At 74.4% G+C, this 26,469-nt stretch carries 28 protein-coding genes, 1 other RNA gene, 1 pseudogene and 1 riboswitch; of the genes and pseudogenes, 23 read left to right on the top strand and 7 right to left on the bottom strand.

Annotated elements, in window-relative coordinates; all coding sequences use genetic code 11:
• Nucleotides 1-76: 76 nt before the first annotated feature.
• Nucleotides 77-670: a VldE C-terminal domain-containing protein gene (locus LY71_RS23575; RefSeq protein ID WP_170121404.1), complete on the bottom strand. Its 594-nt coding sequence runs from the start codon at nucleotides 668-670 to the stop codon at nucleotides 77-79.
• Between the two features lie 259 nt (nucleotides 671-929).
• Nucleotides 930-1,079: riboswitch (cyclic di-AMP (ydaO/yuaA leader) on the bottom strand.
• Nucleotides 1,080-1,304: 225 nt separating this feature from the next.
• Here LY71_RS23575 and rnpB point away from each other — a divergent pair.
• Nucleotides 1,305-1,720, top strand: an RNA gene (gene rnpB, locus LY71_RS17140) — RNase P RNA component class A.
• A gap of 29 nt (nucleotides 1,721-1,749) precedes the next feature.
• On the opposite strand, the gene LY71_RS17145 is transcribed toward rnpB, so the two are convergent.
• From LY71_RS17145 to LY71_RS17155, 3 genes are all read right to left on the bottom strand, one after another.
• A complete protein-coding gene (locus LY71_RS17145) occupies nucleotides 1,750-2,844 on the bottom strand; it encodes a tyrosine-type recombinase/integrase (protein ID WP_106279845.1) in 1,095 nt (364 codons plus the stop codon).
• A gap of 317 nt (nucleotides 2,845-3,161) precedes the next feature.
• Nucleotides 3,162-3,368: a hypothetical protein gene (locus tag LY71_RS17150; protein ID WP_106279847.1), complete on the bottom strand. Its 207-nt coding sequence runs from the start codon at nucleotides 3,366-3,368 to the stop codon at nucleotides 3,162-3,164.
• A 538-nt stretch (nucleotides 3,369-3,906) separates the two neighbouring features.
• Nucleotides 3,907-4,458, bottom strand: coding sequence for a hypothetical protein (locus tag LY71_RS17155; protein WP_106279850.1), 552 nt, complete (start codon nucleotides 4,456-4,458; stop codon nucleotides 3,907-3,909).
• A 540-nt stretch (nucleotides 4,459-4,998) separates the two neighbouring features.
• Here LY71_RS17155 and LY71_RS17160 point away from each other — a divergent pair.
• Nucleotides 4,999-6,861 carry a TerD family protein gene (locus LY71_RS17160; protein WP_106279852.1) on the top strand — a complete coding sequence of 621 codons (1,863 nt, stop codon included), beginning with the start codon at nucleotides 4,999-5,001 and terminating at the stop codon, nucleotides 6,859-6,861.
• Between the two features lie 583 nt (nucleotides 6,862-7,444).
• Nucleotides 7,445-7,987 (top strand): dihydrofolate reductase family protein, encoded by a 543-nt coding sequence (locus LY71_RS17170; RefSeq protein WP_245887978.1) that lies wholly within the window; start codon nucleotides 7,445-7,447, stop codon nucleotides 7,985-7,987.
• Between the two features lie 54 nt (nucleotides 7,988-8,041).
• Here LY71_RS17170 and LY71_RS17175 read toward each other — a convergent pair whose 3' ends face one another.
• Nucleotides 8,042-8,566 carry a ferritin gene (locus LY71_RS17175; protein WP_106279856.1) on the bottom strand — a complete coding sequence of 175 codons (525 nt, stop codon included), beginning with the start codon at nucleotides 8,564-8,566 and terminating at the stop codon, nucleotides 8,042-8,044.
• A gap of 98 nt (nucleotides 8,567-8,664) precedes the next feature.
• Between LY71_RS17175 and LY71_RS17180 the strand changes: the two genes are divergently transcribed.
• From LY71_RS17180 to LY71_RS24740, 11 genes and pseudogenes are all read left to right on the top strand, one after another.
• Nucleotides 8,665-8,850: a hypothetical protein gene (locus LY71_RS17180; RefSeq protein WP_106279859.1), complete on the top strand. Its 186-nt coding sequence runs from the start codon at nucleotides 8,665-8,667 to the stop codon at nucleotides 8,848-8,850.
• 433 nt (nucleotides 8,851-9,283) lie between these two features.
• A complete protein-coding gene (locus LY71_RS17190; protein WP_211297396.1) occupies nucleotides 9,284-9,685 on the top strand; it encodes an ATP-binding protein in 402 nt (133 codons plus the stop codon).
• A 22-nt stretch (nucleotides 9,686-9,707) separates the two neighbouring features.
• Entirely contained in the window at nucleotides 9,708-10,544 is an 837-nt protein-coding gene (locus LY71_RS17195) for an alpha/beta hydrolase (RefSeq protein ID WP_106279864.1), read from the top strand.
• Between the two features lie 211 nt (nucleotides 10,545-10,755).
• Entirely contained in the window at nucleotides 10,756-11,301 is a 546-nt protein-coding gene (locus LY71_RS17200; RefSeq protein WP_106279867.1) for a dihydrofolate reductase family protein, read from the top strand.
• A gap of 27 nt (nucleotides 11,302-11,328) precedes the next feature.
• Nucleotides 11,329-11,925 (top strand): maleylpyruvate isomerase family mycothiol-dependent enzyme, encoded by a 597-nt coding sequence (locus LY71_RS17205; RefSeq protein WP_106279869.1) that lies wholly within the window; start codon nucleotides 11,329-11,331, stop codon nucleotides 11,923-11,925.
• Nucleotides 11,926-12,012: 87 nt separating this feature from the next.
• Nucleotides 12,013-13,464 carry a family 14 glycosylhydrolase gene (locus LY71_RS17210; RefSeq protein ID WP_106279871.1) on the top strand — a complete coding sequence of 484 codons (1,452 nt, stop codon included), beginning with the start codon at nucleotides 12,013-12,015 and terminating at the stop codon, nucleotides 13,462-13,464.
• Nucleotides 13,465-13,552: 88 nt separating this feature from the next.
• Nucleotides 13,553-14,416, top strand: a complete 864-nt coding sequence (locus LY71_RS17215) for an alpha/beta fold hydrolase (protein WP_211297397.1) — start codon at nucleotides 13,553-13,555, stop codon at nucleotides 14,414-14,416.
• Between the two features lie 110 nt (nucleotides 14,417-14,526).
• Nucleotides 14,527-16,008 (top strand): AAA family ATPase, encoded by a 1,482-nt coding sequence (locus LY71_RS17220; protein WP_106279873.1) that lies wholly within the window; start codon nucleotides 14,527-14,529, stop codon nucleotides 16,006-16,008.
• A 130-nt stretch (nucleotides 16,009-16,138) separates the two neighbouring features.
• Nucleotides 16,139-16,726: a hypothetical protein gene (locus LY71_RS17225; protein WP_146146170.1), complete on the top strand. Its 588-nt coding sequence runs from the start codon at nucleotides 16,139-16,141 to the stop codon at nucleotides 16,724-16,726.
• A gap of 91 nt (nucleotides 16,727-16,817) precedes the next feature.
• Nucleotides 16,818-17,237 (top strand): annotated as a pseudogene (locus LY71_RS24735) (alpha/beta fold hydrolase); the annotation flags it as partial.
• Between the two features lie 68 nt (nucleotides 17,238-17,305).
• A complete protein-coding gene (locus LY71_RS24740; protein WP_425433031.1) occupies nucleotides 17,306-17,500 on the top strand; it encodes an alpha/beta fold hydrolase in 195 nt (64 codons plus the stop codon).
• Between the two features lie 15 nt (nucleotides 17,501-17,515).
• On the opposite strand, the gene LY71_RS17235 is transcribed toward LY71_RS24740, so the two are convergent.
• Both LY71_RS17235 and LY71_RS17240 read right to left on the bottom strand, forming a co-directional pair.
• Complete coding sequence (locus LY71_RS17235; protein WP_106279878.1) at nucleotides 17,516-18,118, bottom strand: GPP34 family phosphoprotein; 603 nt, start codon at nucleotides 18,116-18,118, stop codon at nucleotides 17,516-17,518.
• Between the two features lie 61 nt (nucleotides 18,119-18,179).
• Nucleotides 18,180-18,446 carry a DUF1905 domain-containing protein gene (locus LY71_RS17240; protein ID WP_106279880.1) on the bottom strand — a complete coding sequence of 89 codons (267 nt, stop codon included), beginning with the start codon at nucleotides 18,444-18,446 and terminating at the stop codon, nucleotides 18,180-18,182.
• Between the two features lie 162 nt (nucleotides 18,447-18,608).
• Here LY71_RS17240 and LY71_RS17245 point away from each other — a divergent pair, with 162 nt between their 5' ends.
• The 9 genes from LY71_RS17245 (at nucleotide 18,609) to LY71_RS17285 (ending at nucleotide 26,399) form a co-directional block, all read left to right on the top strand.
• Entirely contained in the window at nucleotides 18,609-19,289 is a 681-nt protein-coding gene (locus LY71_RS17245; protein WP_245887979.1) for a prepilin peptidase, read from the top strand.
• A gap of 200 nt (nucleotides 19,290-19,489) precedes the next feature.
• Complete coding sequence (locus LY71_RS17250) at nucleotides 19,490-19,690, top strand: Flp family type IVb pilin (protein WP_106279884.1); 201 nt, start codon at nucleotides 19,490-19,492, stop codon at nucleotides 19,688-19,690.
• A 91-nt stretch (nucleotides 19,691-19,781) separates the two neighbouring features.
• Nucleotides 19,782-20,171: a TadE/TadG family type IV pilus assembly protein gene (locus LY71_RS17255; protein ID WP_106279886.1), complete on the top strand. Its 390-nt coding sequence runs from the start codon at nucleotides 19,782-19,784 to the stop codon at nucleotides 20,169-20,171.
• Entirely contained in the window at nucleotides 20,159-21,118 is a 960-nt protein-coding gene (locus tag LY71_RS17260; RefSeq protein ID WP_245887981.1) for a pilus assembly protein TadG-related protein, read from the top strand. Before LY71_RS17255 ends, LY71_RS17260 begins: the two co-directional genes overlap by 13 nt.
• A 7-nt stretch (nucleotides 21,119-21,125) precedes the next feature.
• Complete coding sequence (cpaB, locus tag LY71_RS17265) at nucleotides 21,126-21,872, top strand: Flp pilus assembly protein CpaB (RefSeq protein ID WP_106279888.1); 747 nt, start codon at nucleotides 21,126-21,128, stop codon at nucleotides 21,870-21,872.
• Entirely contained in the window at nucleotides 21,869-23,059 is a 1,191-nt protein-coding gene (locus LY71_RS17270) for a CpaE/TadZ family protein (RefSeq protein WP_106279890.1), read from the top strand. Before cpaB ends, LY71_RS17270 begins: the two co-directional genes overlap by 4 nt.
• Before the next feature lie 60 nt (nucleotides 23,060-23,119).
• The gene (locus LY71_RS17275) at nucleotides 23,120-24,562 is read left to right on the top strand and encodes a TadA family conjugal transfer-associated ATPase (RefSeq protein ID WP_106279892.1); all 1,443 of its coding nucleotides are present in this window, start codon (nucleotides 23,120-23,122) and stop codon (nucleotides 24,560-24,562) included.
• Nucleotides 24,559-25,500: a type II secretion system F family protein gene (locus LY71_RS17280; RefSeq protein ID WP_106279894.1), complete on the top strand. Its 942-nt coding sequence runs from the start codon at nucleotides 24,559-24,561 to the stop codon at nucleotides 25,498-25,500. Before LY71_RS17275 ends, LY71_RS17280 begins: the two co-directional genes overlap by 4 nt.
• A complete protein-coding gene (locus tag LY71_RS17285; RefSeq protein WP_106279896.1) occupies nucleotides 25,500-26,399 on the top strand; it encodes a type II secretion system F family protein in 900 nt (299 codons plus the stop codon). The genes LY71_RS17280 and LY71_RS17285 overlap by 1 nt, the downstream gene beginning before the upstream one ends.
• The last annotated feature ends 70 nt before the right edge of the window (nucleotides 26,400-26,469 follow it).

Raw genomic sequence — 26,469 nt, forward strand, 5'->3', positions numbered from 1 at the left:
GCCCGGCGCCGGCGTCCTCGGTCCGGGGACGGCTGCCACGGGGGCGCGGTCGCGCCGCGCCCCCGTGGCCGGCCGGTCAGGCGTTGAAGCTGACGTGCACGTGGTCCATGTGGTTGGCCGTGGCCGAGCCGCGGTCCTCCATGGCCGACCAGCCGGAGCCGCCGATCATGTAGATCCGCTGCTTCCAGATGACGTAGTCGACGTTCATCCGCGCCGCGTTGGCGATGACGTGGGCGGCGACGGCGTCCCCGGTGGCGGAGTCGCTGCCGACCATGAAGTCGGCGGCCAGCTGCTGGGTGGGGGAGTGCCCGGGCCGGGTGAGGACCGTGGGCACGTCGAAGCCGGCGACGATCTCGGCGACCACCGGGCGCACGTGCGCCGCCCAGGCGCTGTAGGCGGTCGAGGTGGGCGTCGGCTTGCCGCTGAGGTCGGCGGAGGCCGCGGGGGCGGGGGTGGCGGCCGGGGCCGGGGCGGCCGCGGGTGCCGGGGCCGGGGCCGGGGCGGGGGCCGAGGTCGTGGCCTGGCCCCCAGACCCGCGGTCCCAGCCGCGACCCCAGTGGTCGTCGGCCTGGGCGGCCGTCTGTCCGGCGAGTGCGAAGGTGACGGCGAAGGCGCCGACCGCCGCCGTGCGGCGGACGGCGCGGCTGCGGGGGGCGCGGTTCTCGGGCATGGTGAGGAGAGCTCCTGACGGTGGGGGTGTTCGCGGGCGCCGCCGTCTGCTCAGCGGTCGCCGCTGCGTGAGGCCCGTGGGTGGGCAGCCGGGATCGCGGCCGGCGTGGTGGGCCCGCCGTGGAGGCGTGGCCGCGGGGGAGCCGGTCGGTCCGGTCCTGGGGGAGCGGCGACGGCGCGGACACAGGGGTCCGGGTCGCGGCGTCCTGTCCGAGGTGTGCGGGGGCGCGGGGGCCTCGAGGGCGCCCGCGCGGTGGTTCTCCTTCTCCCTCGGCCGCCTACCGGGTCAGCTGACGGGTTCGGGCGGGGATGTGCGCCCTACCCGCCTCCCGAGCCGGGCTCGGAGGGCGGGACTCACCCCAGTGGTGCGGTGGGTCCCCGGTTCACGGCCACGTGGGTGGCTGCGACTCGGCGGCGCCCGGCGCGGTTCCCCCGGTCGGGGGAGGTGAGGACCGGCCGGACGCCGAAAACCTAGAGACGTCATCGAACTGTGACAACTCCGGATGGGTCCGCTCGGCGAGTCCAGTGGTCCACGTGCGCGCGTCGTCACGCACGTCGGCGTGTCGAAGTGGTTCCGGATCGCGGTGCCGGGGTGGTCGCGCGGCGCGGAGCACCTAGACTGGGGTCACGACGGACGAGTCGGCTGGGCGGTCGCGTCGGCGGGGGAGACCCCGTCGCCGAGGAACGTCCGGGCTCCACAGGGCAGGGTGGTCGCCAACAGCGACCCGGGGCGACCCGCGGGACAGTGCCACAGAGAACAGACCGCCGGCGGTGCCTCTCCGGAGACACGGCCGGTGAGGGTGAAACGGTGGTGTAAGAGACCACCAGCGCACCGGGTGACCGGTGCGGCTCGGTAAACCCCACCCGGAGCAAGGTCGAGAAGGGACGGCGGGCGACCGCCGTTCCGCGCAGGCGTTCGAGGGCTGCCCGCCCGAGCCTGCGGGTGGACCGCTCGAGCCCGCCGGCAACGGCGGGCCTAGATGGATGACCGCCCATCGGGAGGCCGCGAGGCGCCCGAGGACAGAACCCGGCGTACAGGCCGACTCGTCCGTCGCACCCCCCTGACCAGCACATATGTGGTCAGAGGGGGTGCTCGGTCCGCACGTAGTCCGCAGATCCGCGCATGACCGAGTCGACGGCGGCGCGCGTCCGGTCGTCCGAGTCGGGCCACAGGTGGCTGTAGGTGTCGAGCGTCTCGGCGGCCGACGCGTGCCCCAGCCGTGCCTGGACGGTCTTGACCGACTCGCCGTGCCGGATGAGCAGGCTGGCGTAGAAGTGCCGCAGCGAATGGAACGTGACGCCGCTGAGGCCCGCCCGCCGCACGGCCGGCCGCCAGACACGGGCGGAGAAGGCCGTCCGGCGGATGGGCGCCCCGAGCTCCGTGTTGAAGACCAGCCCGTCGGTCGGCCACTCCGCCAGGTGGGCCGCCAGGGCGTCGAGGACGACCTGGGGGAGCGGAACCAAGCGCACCGACGCCTGGGTCTTGGGCGGCGCGAGGTACGGAGCGCGGTCGGGGATCGTGACCAGCTGCCGGTCGACGGTGAGCTGGCGGCGGAGGAAGTCGATGCGGTCGACCGTGAGGCCGAAGACCTCGCCCTGCCGGAGGCCCGTCCCGGCGGCCAGTGTGGTGAGCGCCTGGTAGCGGTCGGGCATCGCGTCCGTGAGCGCCTGGACGGCCTCCCAGGACAGCGGCTCGATGCGACCTCGGTGCACCTTCGGCAGCCGCGTGCCTTCACAGGGGGACGCGACGATCCGACGGTCCCGGACGGCGGCCTTGAAGACCGCGGCGAGGATGCGGTGGACGACGCCGACGGTCGCCGGCGCGAGGTCGGCCGACAGCCGCTTGACGAGACCCTGGATGTCACTGGGCAGGACCGAGGCGAGGCGCTTTTGCCCGAGCGTCGGGTAGACGTGCCGACGCAGCATCGTCTCGACATGTGCGGCCGTGGTGGGCCGGTGCACCTGGGCGGCGCGCCACTGCTCGGCGTACTCGCGGACGGTCAACCGGCCGGCCGCAGGGTCGACGTACTGACCGGTGACCATCGCCGCGGTCATCTCGTCGAGCCACCGTTGGGCGTCAACCTTCCGCTTGAAGTGTCGGGCGTGCTCTCGGCCGGCTGCGTCGCGGAAGCGTGCGCGGTGGGTGCCGTCCGGGCGGCGGGCGATGCTGGCCACGGCGCTCTCCTCGGGTGGGATGGAGCGGCCCTGTTGCCGCTCTCGTCCCGGACCTAGCGCGCGGGCCCATCGGGCGGCCGTCTCGAGCGACATCTGTGGATGCGCTGTTAGCTGTGGACGACGCGCCGAGGTAGCTCCGAGGGCGCGCCGAGCCTGCAGTCCTTCTCCAGTACGGCGGCGGCGGCACTGACGGTGGTCTCCAGTGACCTCCTGGTGGTCGCCAGGCAGCCGTCTTGGGCGGTCCTACTGAAGGCGGACGGTCGGTGTCAGACGCCTCCGCTGGTGTCCCAAAAGGCGGCCTATGGGACATCTGCGGATCAACGAGGCCAATGCCTTCGGAGGTCGAACGCCTCGATCTCGAGGCGGTCGCCATCTCGGTCAGGCAACCACTCGACGTCCCACTCGGACACCAATTCCGCCATCGCTTGGTCGCCGCCGACCATGAAGTCGTCATAGATCCCGTGTTGTCCGGGTGGCGGAGCGACGTAGACCAACCACTGCTCATGGGTCGCGACGGTGACCAATACAAGGTGGTCCTCGTACTCACCGGCCCTGCATCGCCCGAGACGTCCACGCCTGGGCCAGCCGTCGTCAGCAACCTTCATCCCAACGACCCAGGGTCGACGATCACGTGGGGCACCGCCCTAGGACACGGTCGTGGCTGCCAGGCCGGCGAGCGGAACTGCAAAGTGGCTTCATCGACGGCCGTCACCAGCTGCCAACCCGCCGGTGCTCCTCGACCGAGAGGCCACGCGGTCCGTCGAGGTCCCGCCAGATCGGCTCGCCAACCTTCACGTGCGGATGGTCCCAGGCTGAGCCGGTGTCCCTAAATGGGCCGCTATGTGACATCTCGGCCGACCCGCCAGTACGGCGGCCTCAACGACACCCGATCGTTCGTGCCTGAGCCGCAGCCTGGGGCTGCGCGGTCGGGCAGTGGCGGACCGCCATCGCTGTGCCGGACGTAGTCGGGTCGCGCTCCTTGACGGTGATGCCCTTGTGCACTGGCTCGTCGACCTCCTCGGAGGTCGACGAGCCAGGCTCTCCGTCGTACTGGGCGTCGTTTCAGGCCAGACCAGCGCTTGCGGCCTCGTACTCAGCCGCCACAGACGGGGGCAGCTCACCGTTGACACGGACGAGGACTGGCCCGGCTAGGAAGTGGTACTCCGTGCCTGCGGCCGGGCCGAGGCTCTGCAGGGTCTGCTGGATGTAGTCCGACCGGACTTGCGCGTCGGCGCCATCGGCGAACACCTCGATCGAGCCGCCACCCTCGTTGCCCGGCTCGGCTTGGTCGATCGGCACGCCTAGGCGACTGTCGGCGAACGCCACCTTGGACACGTACTGCCCCGGCCGCCCGATGAGGTTGTTCCTGTCGTTGGTCTCCGTAATCACCGCGCTGTCAGTGATGGGGAGCCCCACATCCTTTAGTGCGGCCAGTGCCGTCTCCGCGTCCATGGCCTGCGCGGTAGTCGAGGGTGCGGCGACGGACGCGGAGCCGGACGCTGCAGCGCTCGTGCTGGACTGGGTGGCCTGAGCAGACGTCTCGGCGGCGTCCCCGCCTCCGCAGCCCGCGGTGAGCGCCGCCGCCGCGATGGTCATGACGATGATCTTTCGCACGGGTGAGTCATCGGCAGGCGAACGGCCACTTCGGATCGTTACCATGGCGCCTAGCCGTTGCGGTGGCGGAATCTAGCTTCCCCAAAGGGCTAGGCAAGACTCGCAGCCGACGTTGGAACACTGGCGCTGGTGCCCAAAGTGGGCCGCTCAGGTACGTCACGCTGCCTCCAGCCTGACATCGTGCTGCAGGATCCAGACTCCGCGAAGGCCTCGAGTCGACTGGCTGCCAAGTCGAATCGCTGCAGCGCCCCGTCGGCGATTCGAAACCCGTCCAACGAGTTGCTGAGCCGATGGTGCAAGAAGTGTGTCCCTCTTGATCATGGCGATGCTCCAGTGGCGGGCGCCGGAGTAGGGGAGGCCGCTGGCGGTGGCCGACCCAGGCGCTTGTGGGCTCACTGGACGCGAATCGGCTCGGATGGCTTCCGGGCCGGCCGATGCGTCCCGGCGGTGGCGGGGCTGGAAGGTGCACATGCTTCGCGGCCATCCGACACGCCTCAGGGGTGAACGAAACGATCACTGACCGGAACTACCTTGCGGTCCATGACGGGGGTCCTGTCCTCAGCGGTCCTGCCGGCCGAGGTCGCACACCGCTATCCGTACGGCTACGCGGTCGTGGACGTGGAGACCTCGGGGCTGAGCGCTGCCAGTGACCGGGTGCTGCAGGTGGCGGTCACGCAGATGGCCGCCGACGGGGCGGTCGAGTCGAGCTGGTCGACGCTGCTGGACCCAGGCTGCGATCCCGGCCCCACGCACATCCACGGGCTGACCCGGGCCAAGCTGCGCGGAGCACCGCAGTTCCCCGACGTGGCTGACGACGTGTCCCGCCGGGTCGGAGGGCGCATCGTGGTCGCGCACAACGCCGCCTTCGACCACCGCTTCCTCGCCGCGGAGAGCCGGCGCGCCGGCCGGCGGCTGCCGGTGGAAGAGCGGCTGTGCACGCTGGCGCTGACCCGCCGGCTGGACCTGCCCGTCACCGACTTCAAGCTCGGGTCGGTCGCCGACTACTGGGGCGTGCAGGCGCTGCGAGCCCACGACGCCGAGGACGACGTCCGGGTCTTGGTGGAGGTGCTGCGGCACTCCCTGGTCTCTGCCGCGCGGCTGGACATGGACCTGCCGCTGGCGGCCTGCACCGACACGGCACCGGCACCGTTCCCAGCCAAGGCGCCACGGACCCCGTGCCCGTGGCGGACCCCCGCCCGCTGGAGTGCCGACGCGCCGCTGGTGCAGGGCATGAAGGTGGTCATCACCGGATCGACGAGCACGCCGCGGGAGATCCTGGCCCGCCGCTGCACCGACGCCGGGCTCGATGTCATGAACACCGTCAGCGGCCGCACCCACGTGCTGGTGTGCAACCGCGCCGATGAGCAGACCGGCAAGGCCGCCCGGGCCCGCCAGCACGGCACCCCGGTCATCACCGAGCCCGAGCTCCTGTCCCTGCTGGCCGCGGTCGCACCTGGGCAGCCCAAGGCCGCCGAGGTCATCGAGGCCGCCGAGCCCGTCGCCATCCATACCCGCGCCGCAGCGCCGGCGCCGCGCACGCCCGAGCCGGGCGGACCGCTGAGCGGCCGTCGCGTGCTGGTGCTGGGCGGCGCCCACGACACGGCGGCCGCGGTCCGAGAGCGGGTCCTCGCTGCCGATGCCAGCGTCGCGGTCAACCTCACCGGTTCGGTCACCGATGTCGTGCTCGTCCCCGGCATCGCGCCGGACCCGCGGACCGGACGGGCGCAGGCACTCGGCGTCCGGCCGCTCGACGCCGACACCCTCACCCCGTGCTCGTGGCCGCAGCAGCCGGACGAGCGGGTCGTGGTGCTGCCGGTCCCCGAGCCGCCGGCCACCCCATCGGGCACGGTCACGGCGCCGGCACCGCGGATCCTCGTGCGCGGGGAGGTCATGGACCTCCCGGCCGACTCGGACTGGCTCGCGGAGGTGCGCTGGGCGACCCCGGGCCGCCACGCAGCCGACCCGTTCGACATCGACGTCGTCACCTTCGTCGTCGATCCCGACGAGCAGGTCAGCGTGGATGAGGACTTCGTCTTCTACAACGCTCCCGAACACCCGACCGGCGCCGTCGAGCTCACCACCGGGATCCCCGGCGAGGCGATCTGCACGCTGCGACCCGACCGGCTGCCTCCGACGCAGCAGCGAGTCCTCCTCGCCGCTGCGATCGACGGCAACGCCACCTTCGGCGACGTCGGACCGATCGAGCTGATCCTGCGCGACGAGCACGGCGGCCCGGTCGCCCGCGCCACGCTCGACGCCGCCACCGATGAGCGCAGCCTCATCCTCGGCACCCTCTACCAGCGCCACGGCACCTGGCGCTGGCGCGCCGTTGGCCAGGGCTACCCCGACGCTCTCGCCGACCTGGCCACCCGGCACGGCGTCGACATCGACGAGCAGGGCTGAGTCACCGGCGTCTGTCCTGCGGCCCCTGAGCCGGGTGACGGGTCGGCCGTCCGGGCGCACCATCGGAGGCTCGCCGCGTCTGTGCTCCTGATGGGCCGGATCAGGTCACCGTCAGTCGGCGGGACCTGTTCACTGTCGGCGCTAGTCCGCACGGAGTCCGCAGAACGTCCGCAAACGGCCCAAAGCGCCCATCCGGGTCAATCAGCATCTGCGCAGGTCAAGCCCGAAATCCGCTAGGAGCCAACGGTGATCGACATCCCCGGATCCGTCCCCGGCGTACAGGCCGACTCGTCCGTCGTCCCCCGCTCACCAGCACTCGTGCAGCGGCAGTCCGCAACTCGGCCGATCACGGGGTCGACGGCGGCCCCGGTCCGGCCTGCGGTGTTCCCGGTGGGTTCGCTCACCGGTCGTTCTGCGGGGGCGCTGTGCCGGTCGGCGTTCCCCGCCGTACGCAGCACGCGCTCGGCGCGGTGGTCGACCGGTCGTCGGTGTGGTCCGACCGATCAGTTGTCCGCGCCGTGTCGGTCTGTACGCCGAACACCGACCCACGGGAGGCCACGCAGTGCGGAGACTGACCTTCGCCATGAACCTGAGCCTGGACGGCTACGTCGCCGCGCCCGGCGACGACCTCGGCTGGAGCGTGCCGAGCGACGAGCTGTTCCAGTGGTGGTCCGACCGGGTGGGGGTGACGGGCCTGGCGCTGTACGGACGCCGACTGTGGGAGGCGATGAGCTCCCACTGGCCGACCGCCGACCAGCAGCCGGGCGCCACACCGGCGCAGATCGAGTACGCCCGCCGCTGGCGGGACATGCCGAAGGTGGTGTTCTCCTCCACGATCAGCGCGGTCGACGGGAACACCCGCCTGATCACCGGCGACGCGGTTCCCGAGATCGCCCGGCTCAAGACCGAGGACGGCGGTCCCATGGACGTCGGCGGCGCCACCCTCGCCGCGGCGACCATGCGCGCCGGACTGATCGACGAGTACGCGATCGTCACCCACCCGGTGCTGGTGGGCGGCGGCACGCCGTTCTTCACGGCCCTGGACGACTGGGTGCACTTAGACCTGGTGGAGACCCGGACGTTCCCCGGCGGCGTGCTGCTGACCAGGTACGAGACCAGGCGGTGACCACCGGCCAGTCGTCGAGGGCTCGGCGTGGCCCCGCTGCGCGCAGCGGTTCGCTCAGGCGCCTGCGACCGGCGGGGCCGTGGGGTCGGCGGTCTCGGCGGTGACCTCCCGGAGCACGTAGTCCTCGATCGTCTCGAGGTCGTGCGTGGAGCGCTTCACGATGGTGAGCAGGTCGCTCATCTTGCTGACCTCCTCGATCTGCTCCTTGATGAACCACTGCATGAACTGGTCGGAGGCGAAGTCGTCCTCCCGCCGCGCGACGCCGATGAGCGCGTTGATCTGCTGGGTGACCCGCTTCTCCTGGTCCAGCGCGAGGGCGACCGGCGCGACGACGTCCGGGAACTCGTTGACCGGGGACGGGACGGCGGGGATGCGCACCGGCGCGTCCGAGTCGAGCAGGTAGCGCACCATCATCATGGCGTGCTGGCGCTCCTCGAGCGCCTGGTCGAAGAAGAGCTGAGCCGTCCGGGGCATGGTCAGCTGGTCGAAGTAGACGGCGCAGGCGACGTACTGCTGGTGCGCGGCGAACTCGTTGCCGATCTGCGTGTTGAGCAGCTCGACGAAGGCAGGGGCGGCCATCGGGACTCCCGGACGTGTGCGGTGGCGGTCTGCGGACGTTATCCGGTGACCCGCCCGTGCCCGTGGATCGCCCGTGAAGGGAAGGCTAGCCTCACCGTGTGGCCAAGTCGGCGCGGATGCCCAAGAAGAAGTGCTGCGAGGACAAGCCGCGCTGCAAGCGGTGTCCCCTCCGCGCCCTCGCCGAGGGGACGCTCCCGCCCGGGTACACGGTCAAGAAGCGCCGCCTGGTGAAGGTGGAGAAGGCCGGCAAGGTGCTCGCCAAGAGCACCCGGAAGGCCGCCTGAACCGTCCCGTCACCGCCCCCACCCGGCCCGGTCACGCCAGGTCCGGTGAGTGGCAGCGCCCGCCGGCACGACGGACTCGTCCCCGCCGGCACCGCGTGGTGGGGTGTAGCCGTCGTGCGGGCCGAAGGCGCACCAGAACCCGTGGAGTCTCCCGCCGACCGACCCGATGTGGGTCTCGGCCGCCTGAAGGCGATCCTCCGGGTCGTCCAGCAGCCTGGCCCACGTCTCCGGCGTGTAGCCGGACCTGGTCAGGTAGAGCGGCATCGTCCGGCCCCTCGTCCGTCCGGGTGGCCCTCGAGGGATGCCGACGCCGGCCCTGACGTACCGGACACGGGTCCGCCGAGCGCGGCGGGGAGGCGGGCGGCCCGACGAGCGTGCGTCGCGGGCGACCTCGTTCCGCCACCGCGACCCGGGCTGCCCCTACGGTCGCCGGATGGTCGATGGGCGCCGGCTGCTCGGTCGCGAGACGGAACCGGTCCAGGTGGCCGCCCTGCTCGCCCCCGCCCCGAACGGCCGCGCCGGCGCGCTGCTGCTCGCCGGTGATCCGGGCATCGGCAAGACCACGCTGCTGGAGGCGGCCACCTCGTCCCTGCGCGGGGTGCAGGTCATCCAGGTCGACGGCCCGGTGTGCGCCGTCGACGACGCCCACCTGCTGGACGCCGAGTCCCTGGACGCCCTGACCTTCGTCGCACGCCGCCTGGCGGCGGAGTCGGCGGCGCTGGTGTTCGCGGGCCGGGACAGCTCGCAGTTCCTCCACGAGGGCAGCGGCCACGCGCTGCCCGACACCGACCGCGACCGGCTGCACGCCGACCTGCTCGCCTTCATCGACTCCTGAACCCACGAGAGGCCGGACCGCCATGACCAGCAACCCACCGAGCCACGTCGTCCTCGTCCACGGTCTGTGGGTGACGCCCCGCAGCTGGGAGCACTGGGTGCCGCACTACGAGGCCAGGGGCATGACCGTGCACACGCCCGGCTACCCCGGCTTCGACATCGAGGTCGAGGCGCTGCGCGAGAACCCCGATCTGATCGCGGACCTCACCGTCCCGGAGACGCTCGACCACCTGGCATCGGTGATCACCGCGCTGGCGACGCCGCCGATCGTCATCGGCCACTCGTTCGGCGGGACCCTGACCCAGCTGCTGCTGGCCCGCGGGCTGGGTGCCGCCGGCGTGGTCATCGACTCCGCACCCACCGAGGGGGTGCGGGTGAACCCGCTGTCGCAGGTCAGGTCGCTGTTCCCCGCGCTGAGGAACCCGGCGAACCGGCACCGGGCCGTGGGCTTCACCCCCGAGGAGTGGCACTACGCCTTCACCAACACCCTCACCGCGGAGGAGTCCAGGGCAGCCTGGGACCGCTACGCCATCGCGGCGCCCGGCCACTGGGTGTGGGAGTACGGCCTGTTCGCCAACCTCAAGCCCGGCCACCAGGACACGTGGGTGGACTACGCGGCCGACCGTGTGCCCCTGCTGTTCATCGCCGGCGGGGAGGACCACATCATGCCGCCGTCGGTGAACCGGTCCAACGCCCGGCACTACGAGCGGTCCCCGGCGGTCACCGAGTACCACGAGTTCGAGGGCCGCGACCACTGGACCTGCGCCGCGCCGGGGTGGGAAGCCGTCGCCGACCACGCCCTCGAGTGGGCGCTGGCCCACGCCGCCGGGTCGCCGCGGCCGGCACCGACCACGGCCTGACGCGGCCACGTGGAGTCGGGGTCGCCCGAGCTGGACGGTCGGACGACCCCGACCCGCGGACGCCGCGGTCGTCGGGCGGGGTGCCGGAGCGGGCCGCCCGAGCGTCGCTGAGCGGGTCGCGCCGAGCCCGGTGGCGTCCGGCGGCGATGAGTCCCGCCGTCGAGCGGGGTCTACCGCTTCCACCGGACGACTCGCACCCGAGGAGAGCGGCATGACCGCCGGCTACACCTTCGACGGCGGCGACTGGGGCGGCTCCTGGGGCGAGCAGGGCCCGGAGTTCCTCGACCACCGTCTCGCCCAGTGCCGCGCGGAGCAGCGGATGGTCCTCGGGATCGACACGTTTCGGAAGTTCGTGGAGCTGCTGGGCCCGGGCGCCGAGGACGAGGTGGTGGCCGACCCCATCGACCACCGGATGCGGACCATGCCGGCGACGGTGGTGTCGACGACGCTCGAGGGACTCCTCGACCGGCCCGACGCGACCCTCGTCAGCGGCGACGCCGTCGACGTCGTCGCCCGGCTCGAGAAGGAGTCCGACGTGCCGCTGGCCTCGCACGGCAGCCTGTCGGTGGACCGGGCACTCACGGCCGCCCGCCTGGTCGACCGCGTGCAGCTGACGGTCTTCCGGGTGATCACCGGGGAGACCGGGGTGGACCCGGTCTTCCGCGGTGCGGCCGACGTCGACCCGGAGCTGCTGGAGAGTCGTACGTTGGACGGCCGCATCCAGGAGCTCGTCCACCGATCCGCGCTGCACGGCTGACCACCGCGACGACCGAGAGGAACGACCGTGACCGACCTGCAGTCCTGGGTGGCGCCGACCTGCGACGGCCTCGCCACCCTGCTCACCTCCGCGCCCGCCGAGACCTGGGACGCCCCGTCGCTGTGCGCGGACTGGCAGGTCCGGCACGTCGTCGCGCACGTGACCATGCCGGCGCGGCTCACCCCCGAGCAGTTCGGCGAGGGGATGGCGGCGGCCGGCGGGGACTTCACCGCCTTCTCCGACGCCGTGGCCGTGCGCGACGGCGCCCTGCCGCTCGCCGAGCACCTCGACGCGCTGCGCTCCCCGCGGCTGCACGCGTGGCAGCCGCCGGGCGGCGGTGCGGCCGGCGCGCTCAGCCACGCCGTCATCCACTCCCTCGACGTCACCGTCGCGCTCGGCCGGCCGTCGGTCGCCCCGCCCGAGGCCGTGGTCGCCGTCCTCGACCACCTCGCCGCGGCCGACGGCGCCTACTTCGGCGTCGACCTGAGCGGCGTGCGCCTCGAGGCCACCGACACCGACTGGAGCCGGGGCAGCGGCGACGTCGTGCGCGCGGACGCCGGTGCCCTCCTGGCACTGCTCAGCGGTCGCACCCTGCCCGACGGCCGGGCCCTGCCCCGCGGCTGACCCGCCCGGCCACGACGGACCGCGGGGACGACGACGGCCGGAACCCCCTCGTGACCGGTCCGTCACAGCCTGGCAGCATGGCCCAATGTGAGGAGAGCCACAGTCCCGCTCGCCGTGCTCAGCCTGCTGCTCGCCGGGGCGGGCACCGCCCAGGCGGCTCCCGCCGACGGTCCCGTCCCACCCGGGCCCGTCGCGCTGGGCAACCCGGAGTTCACCGCCAACGCGATGGCGCCGCTCAAGGTGACCGACTGGGCCGACTTCGAGGCCGACCTGGACGAGGTGGCCGCCTACGGCGTGGACGCCATCAGCGTCGACGTCTGGTGGGGCGACGTCGAGGGCGCCGCCGACAACCAGTTCGACTGGGCCTACTACGACCGCGTCTTCGAGGTCATCACGTCCCAGGGCCTCGACCTCGCGCCGATCCTGTCCTTCCACCAGGCCGGTGGGAACGTCGGCGACGACTACACCAGCCTGCTGCCCTCGTGGCTGTGGGAGAAGTACGCCGGCGTCCGGTTCCGCGGCGTCGAGCTCGGCCCGACCGGGCTGCAGCACCGCAGCGAGCAGGGCAACTACAGCCGCGAGAGCGTGCAGGGCTGGGCGGACCGGGTCGTGATGAACGAGTACCGCGACTTCACCCAGGCGTTCGAGGACCGCTACGCCGACCGCTACGCCGAGGACGTGGTGGAGGTCAACGTCTCCCTCGGCCCGTCCGGGGAGTTGCGCTACCCCTCCTACAACCAGCACGACGAGGGCACCGGCTACCCGACGCGGGGCGCCCTGCAGGCGTACTCGCCGCTCGCCGTCCGCGACTTCCAGGACACGGTGCTGGAGCGGTACGGCTCGCTGCAGGAGGTCAACCGCGCCTGGGGCACCGACCACACCTCCCAGGACCAGATCGCCCCGCCGCAGGACGCCGAGGCCTTCTTCACCAGCCGGGCGTACCTGGACACGCAGTACGGCCGCGACTTCGTCGACTGGTACAACGGCTCGCTCGTCGACCACGGCGAGCGGGTGCTGCGCACGGTGATCCGCACGCTGGGCGACGAGTTCCCGGAGGCCGACATCGGCTACAAGGTGCCGGGCATCCACTGGTCGATGACCCACCCGGTCCACCCGCGGGCCGCCGAGGTGACCACGGGTCTCGTCCAGACCAGCGTCGACGTCGACTCGTGGGCGACCGGGCACGGGTACCAGCGGATCGTCGAGCTGGCCAACCGGTTCGACGGCGGCCCGCGCGAGGTGGTCCTGCACTTCACCGCGCTGGAGATGGACGACCAGGACGTCGCGCCCCAGTACTCGCTGGCCCAGACGCTCGTGACGTGGATCGGCGACTACGCCTTCCGCGCCGGCGTCGAGACCAAGGGCGAGAACGCCCTGGCCGGCGGGCTGTCCTCCGAGGAGGGCTGGGACAACATCGACGAGGCCTTCGCCAGGTGGGGCTATCTCGGCCTGACCGTGCTCCGGGTGGGTGACGTGGCCGAGGGTGTCGGGGCACGCCGGTACGCGGAGCTGATCGCCACCTACGGCCCCCAGCGCTGACACCCCCGCCGTCGTCCGGGCCCTCCTCCACCTCGGATCGGTGCGCCAGGATCGCGTTCCCGCCGCACCGATCCGAGGGGAGGGCGACGTGACCGACGCCGTCCAGCGCGCCGCCACGCCGACGACGGGGTACGCCCCGGTCAACGGGCTGCGGATGTACCACGAGATCCACGGGCCCGAGGGGGAGCCCGCCGGTGTACCGGTGCTGCTCCTGCACGGGGCCTACATGACCGCCGGCGACCTCGCGCCCTGGGTGTCCGCGCTGGCGGCCACCCGCCAGGTCGTCGTCCCCGACCTGCAGGCCCACGGCCGGACGGCGGACGTCGACCGCCCGATCACCTACGAGGGCCTGGCCGACGACGCCGCGGCCCTGCTCGCCCACCTGGGCATCGACCGCGCCGACGTCATCGGTTACAGCATGGGCGGTGCCGCGGCGCTGCAGGTGGCGATCCGCCACCCGGAGGTCGTCCGCACGCTGGTGGTCGTCTCGGCGACGCACTCCAGCGACGGGATGCAGCCCGAGCTGCAGGCGATGATCTCCGGGATCACGCCCGAGGTGTTCGCCGGGTCGCCCATGGAGGCCACCTACCGCGCGCTCGCCCCGGACCCCGGGCACTTCCCGGTGCTGGTCGAGAAGCTCAAGGCTCTCGACGAGACGCCCTTCTCCTGGCCGGCCGAGGACATCCGGCGGATCACCGCACCCACGCTCGTCGTCGCCGGGGACGCCGACGCCGTCCTGGCCGAGCACGCGGTGGAGCTGTTCCGCCTGCTCGGCGGTGGCGGGATGGGGGACCTGTCCGGCCTGCCGCGGGCCCGGCTGGCCATCCTGCCGGGGACGACGCACTTCATGCCGGCGGGCAGCGGCGTGCTCGACCGCCTCGACTGGCTGCTGCCGATGGTCCTCGCGCTTCTCGACGCGCCACCGCAGGAGTCGGCGGGGACCACCGGGTAGGCGCGCCGCCGCACCGGGAGGAGACACCGGTCGGCCCGCGGCTGGAGACGGTCGCCGCGGCGTGTCGCTACGCTCCGCGCCACGGCGGGTCGAGCAGTAGCGGGGGCACCGTGACGGAGGCATCGGAGACCGAGGCCAGGGAGTTCGCGGCGGGGCTGCGCTCGCTGCTGGAGTGGCTGCACGTGCCGGGGCAGGGCGCGCGCAACGAGGTGGTCGCCCTCGTCCGGGAGACCCTCGGCCCGGCCGGGCTCGACCAGTCCGTGGTCGCCCGGGAGCTGCCGCCGTTCGAGCACGTCAACCTGCAGACCGCCCTCGACGCGTGGACGGCGCAGGAGGGTCGCTCGGTCGAGGTCCACGGCGTCGTGCTGCCGCCGCACTTCGGCGGGATCGACCTCCAGCTGCTGATGACGGGCGAGGGCCTGCCGCCGGTCCGCCTCAGCGCCCCGGCGGTGGTCGACCTCCCGAACGGGCCCGGGTCCACGCTGGCCTGCCTGCGAATGGCGCTGCTGCTCGTCACCGACGACGCCGGCCGCTACCTGCTGCTGGTGCAGGCGCCCCGGGAGCACGAGCAGCCGGTGCTGCGCGTCGAGGTCGCCGGGCTGCCGGTGCAGCGGGCCCAGGCCGTCCTCGCCGAGCTCGACCGGCTCCGCCGCGAGCTCAACGTGTACCGCGGCCGGCTGGTGGAGGTCACCCCGACGCCGATGGGCACCGTCGAGCTGACCTTCCTCGACCCGCCGGACCTCGGCCGCGACGACGTCGTCCTCCCGGCCGCGGTGCTCGACCGCATCGAGCGGCACGCCCTCGGCGTGGCCGCGCACCGCGCCGGCCTGCGGGCCGCGGGCCAGCACCTCAAGCGGGGCCTGCTGCTCTACGGACCACCCGGCACCGGCAAGACGCACACCGTGCGCTACCTGCTCGGCCGGATGGACGACTACTCCCGGCTGCTCCTCACCGGACGCTCGCTCGGCGCGGTCGGCTCGGTCACCGAGCTGGCCCGCGACCTGCAGCCCGCCGTGGTGGTGCTGGAGGACGTCGACCTGGTCGCCGCCGACCGGTCCTTCGGCCCGGGCGGCAGCCCCGTCCTGTTCGACCTGCTCGACGCCATGGACGGCGCCGCCCCGGACGCCGACCTGTTGTTCGTCCTGACCACCAACCGCGCCGACCTGCTGGAACCGGCCCTCGCCGCCCGGCCGGGCCGGATCGACGTCGCCGTCGACGTGGCCCTCCCCGACGTCGCGGCCCGCCGCCGGCTGCTGCAGCTCTACGGCCGGAGCGTGCCGCTGGAGCTGACCGACGACGACGTGGCGTCCGCGGTCGAGCGCACCGACGGCGTCACCGCGTCCTTCCTCAAGGAACTGCTGCGCCGGGCCGTGCTCGAGGCCCTGCACGAGCAGGACCCGCTCCGCGCGGTGACCGGCCGGCACCTGTCCCGTGCCCTCGACGACCTGCTCGACAGCACCCAGCAGGTCACCCGCACTCTCCTCGGCGTCGGGGCCGACGGCAGCCTCCCGGACGGCGACGGCGCCGGGCCCGCCCTCGCGCCGCCGGGAACGCCGTTCGGCCACCGCCACTCCCACGGCCCGTGGCGCTGACGCGCCGGCCCTCCCGGGGGTGTGGCGGAGGCGCACGATCGACTCGATGACGGGGCCGTCCGCCCCTACGCTCGGACGGCCGGGGTGGGACGGCGTCGTCCCCGCTGGTCCGGCGGGGAGGCGGTCGACCATGTCCCAGCCACTCGAGGGGATGCCGGTCCTCGGCCGGGGCCGCCACCGCAGCCCCGTGCACGGCGCCTGCTTCCTGGAGTACACCGCGCTGCTGGCGGGTGAGCCGTTCAGCGACGACCCGGCGTGCGTCGACGGTGAGCTGGCCGCCGTCCTGCGGCACGCCAACGACACCCTGTCCCCGGCCGACCGGCAGCGCCTGGTGCCGCTGCTCGGCCGGGCCATCGGCCTGGCGGTGCCCGAGCCGGTCCTGGTACCCCGGCGGGGACGGCGCGGCCGGGCCTGGGACCTGCGCGCCCTGCCGGGCTACGCGGCGGCGGTCGGCGCGCTGCGCGAGGCGGTCGCGCGCCGGTTCACCGCCGCGCTCGGCCTCGACCTGCCCGCGGCCACGTGGCGCGAGTACGACGCCGGGCGTGACCTCGACCGGCTGTTCTGGGCGCTGATGCTCGAGCCCGTGGCGGTCAACACGTCGGCGGCCTGGGTCGAGCGGCTGCTCGGCCGGCTGGTCCTGCTGCACGAGTGCTACGAGCAGGCCTGCGACGAGCGGGGCGTCGTCCGTACGGGGCGGGACCTGGTCCCCTCCCGCTGACGGTCGTGCTCTGCCCCGCCTGTGTGGGCAGAGCACGACGTCGCGCCGGAGGAGGTGCGGTCCCGCCGGCTGCGGCTGGCGTGCGCTGCTGATGCCGACCTTCCCGGCGCGCGACGGCGCCGTCCTGTCCTACGACGTGCTCGGCGACGGGCCGCCGGTCCTGGTGTTCGCCGGCGGTGCGGCGGCCCATCCCTCCTACCTCGGCGACCTGGCGGGACTGCCGGACCGCCACCGCCTGGTGGTCCCGCACCTGCGCGGGGTGGGCGGCTCGGCGGCCGCTGACCTGACCGGGGCGGGGTCGCGCTGGGCGCAGGTCGACGACGTCGACCGGCTGCGCGCGCACCTCGGCCTGGCCCGGTCCACGGTGCTGGCCCACTCGGCGGGCACACGGCTGGCCGTCGCGTACGCCGCGGCCCACCCCGATCGGCTGGCCGGCCTCGTGCTGGTCAGCCCGCCGGCGGAGTACCTGGTCGACGTCCCCTCCGACGCCCCCGTGATCGCCGCGGCGCGCGACGACGCCGCCTTCGCCGAGGCGACGGCGGCCGCGGACCGCCCAACCTCATCGACCGGCTGCGTGCCGTGGAGGCGCCGGTCCTGGTGGTCGCCGGCGCCCAGGACGCCGTCACCGGCCTGGCGCCGGTGCAGGCGGTCGCCGGCGTCTTCCCGCACGGGCGCAGCGTGGTGGTCGAGGACTGCGGCCACTTCCCCTGGGTCGAGCAACCCGCCGCGTTCCGCGCCGCGGTCGACCCCTTCCTCGCCGGCGTCGGGGGCTGACCCGGCGGCCGCCCGTCAGCCGGGCGTGCCGTCCGCGAAGGTCACCGCACCCCGCCACGCCTGGCCCCGGACGACGGCGCGGTCGACCTCCTCGACCACCAGCTCCACCACCCAGCGCACCGGACCGGTCCGAGCGAGCAGGTCCTCGTCCGGCAGCTCCCGCGGGGTGCCGAGCAGGCCGAGGGCGCTCGCGGTGCAGGCGAGCGCCGCGTCGGCCGGCGTCCATCCGCGGTCGGGCGTCTCCAGCGCCCGCTCGTCGTCCGCCGTCCGGGCGGCGCGGTGGTCGTCGTAGCGCCGCGGCCACCGGCGGCGGACCGTCCACGAGCCCCGCCGCAGGTGCTCGGCGGCGAGGTCCTCCTGGTCGACCTCGCCGTGCCGGAGCACCTCGGTCAGTGTCGGGGCCCAGCCGGCGAGCAGCCGGTCAGCGGGTGCGAAGCCGGTCGGGTCGTCGTCGACCTCGACGGCGTCGTCGGTGTCGACGACGCGTCCGCGCAGCGCGAGGTCGACGAGCAGCGCCCCGCGCACCGCCAGCGCCGTCACCAGGTCGTCGGTCAGCCGTCCCCGGTCGAGGGCCAGGCCGGCCAGCCGCATCGACACCGAGTCGTCCCAGTCGTCCACGGCCGGATCCTCCCGCCCCCGGGAGCCGAGCGGACGGACGGTGTGCCTGCCCCCGCGCCGCTCACAGCCGGCCGGCGTCGACGGCGACCTCGACGACCACCGGATCGCCGTCGTCCTTGCCGCGGCGGACCCGGGCCGGCACCGGCAGCAGCCAGCCGGCCTCCCGGTCGCGCCACACGCTGGTGGCCCACGTGTGCCCGTCGACGGTCGCGGTCACCGGGACCCGGCCGAACGGCCCCGCGACCTCGGGCGCGTGCTCGCCGGGCACCGGGGCGAACACCCAGCCGCCCGGGCCGGTCCAGCGGACGAGCGTCGCGTCGAAGGGCACGCCCGCAGGATGCCCGAGGGGTGCGACGGTCCGCGGCCGGCGGGCTGGGGCGGCTGCGCCGCGCGGGACGGGCGGGACGACGCCGCGGGCGGGCGTCCGGGTACCGGCCCGGCGCTGTGCCACCGTGCTGACCGTGCCCGCCGCCCGCCCCCGGACCGTCCGGTGACCGGCGCGGTGCTGACCGCGGCCGCCGTCCTCGGTGCCGTCGTCGGTGCGCTGGTCGACCGCGCGGCGGCCCGTTTCCCGTGGCCCCGCCCGGCGACCGTCGGTGGCGTGCTCGGCGGCGGGCCGGGCGCCGGGGGAGCGGCCCCGGCGGGGCTGCTCCCGGTCGCGACGGCGGTGCTGTTCGTCCTCGTGGCGCTGCGCTTCGGTGCCGGGGTGGAGCTCGCCGCGTGGCTGTGGTTCGCCGCCGCGGGCGTCCTGCTCGGCGTGATCGACCTGCGCGAGCGGCTGCTGCCCGACCGGGTGCTGCTGCCCGCCCTCGCCGGCTCCGCGGTCCTGCTCACCGTCGCGGCCGCCGTCACCGGCGCCTGGCCGGACCTGGGACGCGCCGCCCTCGGTTCGGTGGTGCTGTTCACGGCCCTGCTGGCGCTGGGCCTCGCGGCGCCGGGCCGGCTGGGGATGGGCGACGTCAAGCTCGGCGCGCTGCTCGGGCTGCACCTGGGCTGGCTGGGGTGGCCGGCGCTGCTGCTGGGGGTCCTGGCCGGGTTCGTCGTCCAGGCCGCGGTGGCCCTCGTGCTGCTGGCCGGGCGCCGGGTCGGGCTGCGCAGCGAGCTCCCGTTCGGCCCCGCGCTGCTGCTCGGCGCACTGCTCACCGCCGCCTGGAGCGCCGGCCCGGTCTGACACGCCGGCCCGTCCAGGCCGTTGAACCGGTCACGCGGGGTGACCGTGGCTGCACCGCAGTAGGTGGATCCGGTGGCCGCCCTCCTCCGATGGGGTGGACGGCCCTCAAGTCGGCGAGCCGTCGTGGCGATCCGTTCTGCACAGCCGCGAGGACGGGTCAGCCGACCCGTACCGGCCGGCTCCACCTCCAGGGAGTACCCGTGCAGAACGTCTTCGCCACCCTCGTCACCCTCGCCTCGTTCGCCAAGGACCGGCTCCGCGAGGAGAAGGGCGCCACCGCCGTCGAGTACGGCCTGATGGTCGGCCTGATCGCGGCCGTCATCGTCGGCCTCGTCGCGACCCTCGGCGGCCAGCTCGCCGAGATGTTCCAGACGGTCATCGGGGCCCTCGGCGGCGCCTGACCGTCCCGCGCACCGACACGTCCGCTGCCCGGCGCAGCGGCCCCGTCCAGCGGGGCCGCTGCGCCGCACCGCACCAGGGAGGAGGAACCAGATGAGGACGCTGCGCGACGAGCGCGGGGCCAGCGCGGTGGAGTTCGCGCTGATCGTCCCGCTGCTGGTCCTCCTCGTGTTCGGCATCGTCGAGTTCGGCCGCGGCTTCCAGGTCCAGGGCACGCTGTCGGCCGCCGCCCGCGAGGGCGTGCGGATGATGGCGCTGCAGAACGACCCGGCCGCCGCGCGCGCCGCCGTCCGGTCGACGGCCGCCTCGCTCGACCCGGCGCTGACCGACGCGCAGATCGTGATCACCCCGGCCCGCTGCCCGACCACCACCGGCTCGACGCTGGTGCGGCTGCGGATCGACTACGACATGCCCTTCCTCACCGGCCTCTTCGGGTCGACGGTGGACCTGACCGGGACGGGGGTCATGCGGTGCGGTGGCTGACCCGCCGGCTGCGCCCCCGGCTCGGTGAGGAGCACGGCGCCAGCGCCGTCCTGCTCTCCCTGCTCCTGGTCCCGATGCTCGGCTTCGCCGCGATCGCGGTCGACGTCGGCGCGGTCTACGCCGAGCGGGCCCGCCTCCAGGTGGCCGCCGACGCCGCCGCGCTCGCCGTCGCCCAGGACTGCGCCCGCGGGGCGTGCGGGGACGTGCAGGCCACCGCCGACACGATGGTGGCGGCCAACGCCGGCACCGCCGACGCCGACCGGCCCCTCCTCGCCAGCGGCCCGACGCGGGTCACCGTGACCGGCCGCCAGCCGACCGAGCACTGGTTCGCCCCGGTCCTCGGCATCGACGCCACCGCGGTCTCCGCCTCGGCGACCGTCGCGTGGGGCGCCCCGGGTGGGGGGACGGCGGTGCTGCCGCTGACCTTCTCCTGGTGCGAGTTCTCCCAGCAGACCGCCGGGGGGATGCCCTCGGGCACCACCGTGCGCACCATCCGGCTGACCAAGACCTCCGGCACGACCGACTGCACCGGCCCGTCGCGCAACACCGTCCCGGGCGGGTTCGGCTACCTGGTCAACGACCCCGGCCACTGCCGGGCCACCAGCGCGGTCAACGGCCGCTCGACGTCGTCGACCGGCAACACCCCGCCGGCCGACTGCCAGCCGGCCGACCTCACCCGCTGGCTGGGGTCCACCGTGCTGCTGCCGATCTTCGACGAGTACGGCAGCACCGGCAGCAACGCCTGGTACCACGTCTACGGCTACGCGGCGTTCCGGATCACCGGCTACCACCTCGGCGGCCAGTTCAGCACCAGCCCGGCGCCGTGCCACGGCAACGACCGCTGCATCACCGGCTACTTCACCCGCTTCGTCGAGCTCTCCGACGCCTTCTCCCTCGACCCCGACGCGCCCGACCTCGGGTCGGCCGTCCTCCGCCTGATCCGGTAGGTGCCCCGTGAGACGACTGCTCGCCGCCCTGGCGGCACTCCTGCTCGCCCTCGTGGGCACGCTGGTCCTGGTGGCCTACGTCCGCGGGGCCGACGCCCGCGCCCTCGCCGGCGTGGAGACCGTGGAGGTCCTCGTCGTGGACCAGCCGGTCCCCGAGGGCACCCCCGCCGACGAGCTCGAGGACCTGGTGCGCACCGAGCTGCTGCCGGCCAAGGCCGCCACCGAGGGCCGGGTCACCGACCTGGCCGCGCTCGCCGGCCAGGTCGCCACCGTCGACCTGCAGCCGGGCGAGCAGCTGCTGACCGCCCGGTTCGGCGACCCTGCCGACCAGCGCGACCCCGGCACCGTCCCGCTGCCCGAGGGGGCCGAGGAGGTCACCGTGCTGCTCTCCCCGGAGCGCGCCGCGGGCGGCCGGCTGGTCGCCGGGGACACCGTGGGCGTCTTCCTCTCGCTGACCTACGAGGACGGCCGCGCGACCACCCACGCCGTCCTGCACCGGGTCCTGGTCACCCGGGTCGACGGCGGCGTCCCCGCCGCGACCGGCGACACCGAGACCGCCGCCGCCGAGGAGGGCGAGGCCGTCCCCACCGAGAGCCTGCTGGTCACCCTCGCGCTGCCGGCCTCCGACGCCGAGACCGTCGTCTTCGGCGCCGAGCACGGCACCCTCTGGCTCTCGCGCGAGCCGGCCACCGCCGACACCGGGGGCACCGGTGTCCTCACCCAGACCGACGTCTACACCCGGGAGCAGAAGTGAGCCGCATCGTCCTGGCCGCCGCCGACCAGGAGCTGTGCGGCCGCGTCCTCGCCGCCGCCGACGGCGACGTGCACGTCCTGCCGCCCGGCCGCCTGCCGAGCGACCCGGCCCGCCTGTTCGAGCAGCTCTGGGACGGCGAGCTCCCCGACGTCCTGGTGGTGGGGCCGGAGGCCGCCCCGGCCGAGGCGCTGTCCCTGGCCGCGCGCCTGGACGTGCAGTGCCCCGGCATCAGCGTGGTCCTCGTCGCCGCGGCGACGCCGGAGCTGTGGCAGGAGGCCATGCGCGCCGGCATCCGTGACCTGTTGGCGCCCGACGCCCGGGTGGAGGACCTCCGGGCCGCCATCGACCGCGCGGGCGCCGCCGCCGCCGGCCGGCGCCGCGTGCTGCGCCCGTCCGAGGAGACCGCCCGCTACACCGGCCGGGTCATCACCATCGCCTCGCCCAAGGGCGGGGTCGGCAAGACCACCGTGTCGACCAACCTGGCCATCGGGCTGACCGCGGCCGCGCCGCAGTCGACGGTGCTGGTCGACCTCGACGTCCAGTTCGGCGACGTCGCCTCGGCGCTGGGCCTGACGCCGGAGTACACGCTGCCCGACGCCGTCCAGGGCCCGGCCAGCCAGGACACCATGGTGCTCAAGACCTTCCTCACCCAGCACCCGTCGGGCCTCTACGCCGTCTGCGGCGCGGAGTCCCCGGCCGCGGGCGACACCATCAGCGGCGCCGACGTCAGCCAGCTGCTGGCCTCGCTGGCGCGGGAGTTCCGCTACGTCGTCGTCGACACCGCCCCCGGGCTGTCGGAGCAGACGCTGGCCGCCCTCGACCGGGCGACCGACGTCGTGATGCTCAGCAGCATGGACGTGCCCGGGGTGCGCGGGCTGCGCAAGGAGCTCGACGTGCTGCGCGAGCTGTGCATGATCCCGGCCGGCCGGCACGTGGTCATGAACTTCGCCGACCCCAAGGGCGGGCTGTCGGTGCGCGACGTCGAGACCACCATCGGGACCGGCGTCGACGTCGTCCTGCCGCGCTCCTCCTCGGTGCCCGCCTCCACGAACCGCGGCATCCCGCTGCTGCAGGACGGCGGTCGCGAGCCGGTCGTCAAGGAGCTGCGCCGGCTGGTGTCGCGCTTCCAGGCCACCCCGATCGTCCGGCCCGGCCGCTACCGGGCCAAGCACCGGGCGGCGTCGTGACCTCCGCCTCCACGCACCGGGCGGCGTCGTGACCTCCGCCTCGACGCACCGGGCCGCCTCGTGAACCTCGCCTCCCGCCTCGACGCCGCCCGCGGCCGGCACAGCGTCCCCGACGGGCCGGTCGCCACCGCCGCCGTCCCTCCCGCGCCGGCCCCGCGCCCGGCCGCGCCCGCCGCCCGCGTCGCGGTCGCACCCGCTCCCGCGACCGACGCCCTCGCCCGGCTCAAGGACCGCGTCGGCAAGGCGCTGTTCGAGCGCATGGGCAGCCGGATGAGCGACGCGGGCCTCGGCGAGGAGCAGCTGCGCGCGATCGTGCTCGGCGAGCTCGACGCGGTCGTCGACGAGGAGCGGGTCCCGCTCAGCCCGGAGGAGCGCCAGCGGCTCACCGCCGAGCTCGCCGACGACGTCCTGGGCTACGGGCCGCTGCAGCGCCTGCTCGACGACGCGTCGGTCACCGAGATCATGGTCAACGGCCCGGAGAACATCTACGTCGAGCAGGGCGGCAAGCTGCGCCGCAGCAGCGCCCGGTTCGCCTCCGAAGAGCACCTGCGGCGGGTCATCGACCGCATCGTCTCCCGGGTGGGACGGCGCATCGACGAGTCCTCGCCGCTGGTCGACGCCCGCCTGGCCGACGGGTCGCGCGTCAACGCCGTCATCCCGCCGCTGGCCTTCAGCGGCTCGACGCTGACCATCCGCAAGTTCGCCAAGGACCCCTTCACCGTCGAGGACCTCATCGGCTTCGGCACCCTGACGCCGGAGATGGCCGAGCTGCTGCGGGCCTGCGTCGAGGCGCGGCTCAACGTCATCGTCTCCGGGGGCACCGGCACCGGGAAGACGACGCTGCTCAACGTGCTGTCCTCCTTCATCCCCGAGGGCGAGCGGATCGTCACCATCGAGGACGCCGTCGAGCTGCAGCTGCAGCAGGACCACGTCGTCCGGCTGGAGTCCCGCCCGCCCAACATCGAGGGGCGGGGCGCGGTCACCATCCGCGACCTGGTGCGCAACTCGCTGCGGATGCGGCCCGACCGGATCGTGGTCGGGGAGTGCCGCGGCGGGGAGAGCCTGGACATGCTGCAGGCGATGAACACCGGCCACGACGGGTCGCTGTCGACGGTGCACGCCAACTCCCCGCGCGACGCCGTGGCCCGCCTGGAGACGCTCGTGCTCATGGCCGGCATGGACCTGCCGCTGCGGGCCATCCGCGAGCAGATCGCCTCCGCCGTCGACCTCGTCGTCCAGCTCACCCGGATGCGCGACGGCACCCGCCGGGTCACCCACGTCACCGAGGTGCAGGGCATGGAGGGGGAGACGGTCACCCTCCAGGACGCCTTCCTCTTCGACTACTCCGCCGGCGTCGACGCCGCGGGCCGCTTCCTCGGCCGCCCGGTGTCCACCGGCGTGCGGCCGCGGTTCACCGAGCGGTTCGCCGACCTGGGCATCGCCGTCGACCCGCGGGTCTTCGGCGTCCCCCAGGCGCCGCGGCAGCGGGGGTGGGGCGGGTGACGCCGGCCCTGCTCGCCGCCGGCCTGCTCGCCGTCACCGGCGCGCTGCTGCTCGGGGTGGTCGCGGTCGTGCCCCCGGCGCCGCGGCGGGTGCCGCTGCACCGGCTCGACCCGGCCCTGGTCCCGCAGGGGTCGGCGCTGGCCGGGGCCGGCGCGGCGGCCGGCGCCGCCGTCGAGCGGGTGCTCGCCCGGCGCGGCCGGCTGGCCTCCGGGACGGCGGCCCTCGAGCGGGCCGGGCTGGGCGTGACCCTGCCGGTGTTCGTGGTCCGCACCGGGCTGGCCGCGGTCGGCCTCGGGCTGCTCGGCGCGCTGGTCGGCGGCGTCGTCGCCGGGGTGCTGCTGGCCGTCGCCGCCCCGCTGGGCGCCCGACTGCTGCTGTCCTGGCGGACCGGACGGCGGCAGGCGGCCTTCGCCGACCAGCTCGACGACTCGCTGCAGCTGATGGCCAGCAGCCTGCGGGCCGGCCACAGCCTGCTGCGCGCGATCGACTCGGTGTCGCAGGAGGCCGAGGCGCCGACGTCGGAGGAGTTCGCCCGGATCGTCAACGAGACCCGGGTGGGCCGCGACCTCGCCGACGCCCTCGACGAGGTCGCTGCCCGCACCGCCAGCGACGACTTCACCTGGGTGGCGCAGGCCATCGCCATCCACCGCGAGGTCGGGGGCAACCTGGCCGAGGTGCTCGACGTGGTCGGCCGCACGATCCGCGAGCGCAACGCCATCCGCCGCCAGGTCAAGGCGCTGGCGGCCGAGGGCAAGCTGTCGGCGGTCGTGCTCATGCTGCTGCCCTTCGGGGTGAGCGGCTTCATCGCGCTGACCAACCCCGAGTACCTGTCCACGTTCACCGAGACCCCCGCCGGGTTCCTCATGCTCGGCGTCTGCGCGCTGCTGCTGTCCGGCGGCGCGTTCTGGTTGAAGAAGACCGTGAGCATCCGGTTCTGATGAGCGCCCTCCCCGCCCCCGTCCTCGCCGCGGCGCTCGCCGTGGCCCTCGCCGTGCCGCTGCTGGGCTGGGCGCTGTTGGCCCGCCCCGACGCGGCCACCGTGCAGGCCCGCGACAACCTCACCCGCGGCCTGGACGCCGCCCCCGTCGGCCCCGCCGTGCCCCTGGGGGGCGGCGCCGCCGGCCGGCTGGTGCGCGCGCTCACCCCGCCCGGCACCGTGGCGCGGGTCGACCGGCTGCTGGGCACCGCCGGGCGCCCGGCCGAGTGGCCGCTGGCGCGCGTGCTCACCGCGAAGCTGGTGCTGCCCGCGATCGCCGCCGCGCTCGGCGTGCTGCTGGTCAGCGCCCGGCCCGGCGCGCTGCTGACGGTGCTGATGACCACGGTGACCGCGGTCTGCTGGTTCCTCCCGGAGCTGCTGCTGACCAGCCGCGGGCAGGAGCGGCGGCAGGCCATCGAGCTGGAGCTGGCCGACACCCTCGACCAGATGACCATCGCCGTCGAGGCGGGGCTGGGCTTCGAGTCGGCGCTCGCCCGGGCGGGGCGCACCGGCAAGGGGCCGCTGGCCGAGGAGCTGGTGCGCACCCTGCAGGACATCGGCGTGGGCCAGCCCCGCCGCGAGGCCTACCTCGCGCTGGCCGAGCGCACCGGGGTGGCCGACCTGCGGCGGTTCATCCGCGCGGTCGTGCAGGCCGACGTCTACGGCGTCTCCATCGCCGACGTGCTGCGCACCCAGGCCGCCGAGATGCGGCTCAAGCGGCGGCAGCGGGCCGAGGAGAAGGCCATGCAGATCCCGGTGAAGGTGATCTTCCCGCTGATCCTGTGCATCCTGCCGACGCTGTTCATCGTGCTGCTCGGGCCCGCGGCGATGGACATCGCCGCCACCTTCAGCGGGGGCTGAGCGCCCCCCGTGTACTTCCGCGGAGTCGCCCGGGGCGACTCCGCGGAAGTGCACGGCCGTTCCGGGACCG

Source organism: Geodermatophilus tzadiensis, from assembly GCF_003002915.1.
Classification (GTDB): domain Bacteria; phylum Actinomycetota; class Actinomycetes; order Mycobacteriales; family Geodermatophilaceae; genus Geodermatophilus; species Geodermatophilus tzadiensis.

Excerpts from the sequence above, each read along its gene's own strand:
- LY71_RS23575 (WP_170121404.1), bottom strand. The coding sequence starts at position 670 with ATGCCCGAGAACCGCGCCCCCCGCAGCCGCGCCGTCCGCCGCACGGCG.
- LY71_RS17160 (WP_106279852.1), top strand. The coding sequence starts at position 4,999 with ATGACGGGGGTCCTGTCCTCAGCGGTCCTGCCGGCCGAGGTCGCACAC.
- LY71_RS17170 (WP_245887978.1), top strand. The coding sequence starts at position 7,445 with ATGAACCTGAGCCTGGACGGCTACGTCGCCGCGCCCGGCGACGACCTC.
- LY71_RS17175 (WP_106279856.1), bottom strand. The coding sequence starts at position 8,566 with ATGGCCGCCCCTGCCTTCGTCGAGCTGCTCAACACGCAGATCGGCAAC.
- LY71_RS17190 (WP_211297396.1), top strand. The coding sequence starts at position 9,284 with ATGGTCGATGGGCGCCGGCTGCTCGGTCGCGAGACGGAACCGGTCCAG.
- LY71_RS17195 (WP_106279864.1), top strand. The coding sequence starts at position 9,708 with ATGACCAGCAACCCACCGAGCCACGTCGTCCTCGTCCACGGTCTGTGG.
- LY71_RS17200 (WP_106279867.1), top strand. The coding sequence starts at position 10,756 with ATGACCGCCGGCTACACCTTCGACGGCGGCGACTGGGGCGGCTCCTGG.
- LY71_RS17225 (WP_146146170.1), top strand. The coding sequence starts at position 16,139 with ATGTCCCAGCCACTCGAGGGGATGCCGGTCCTCGGCCGGGGCCGCCAC.
- LY71_RS17255 (WP_106279886.1), top strand. The coding sequence starts at position 19,782 with ATGAGGACGCTGCGCGACGAGCGCGGGGCCAGCGCGGTGGAGTTCGCG.
- LY71_RS17285 (WP_106279896.1), top strand. The coding sequence starts at position 25,500 with ATGAGCGCCCTCCCCGCCCCCGTCCTCGCCGCGGCGCTCGCCGTGGCC.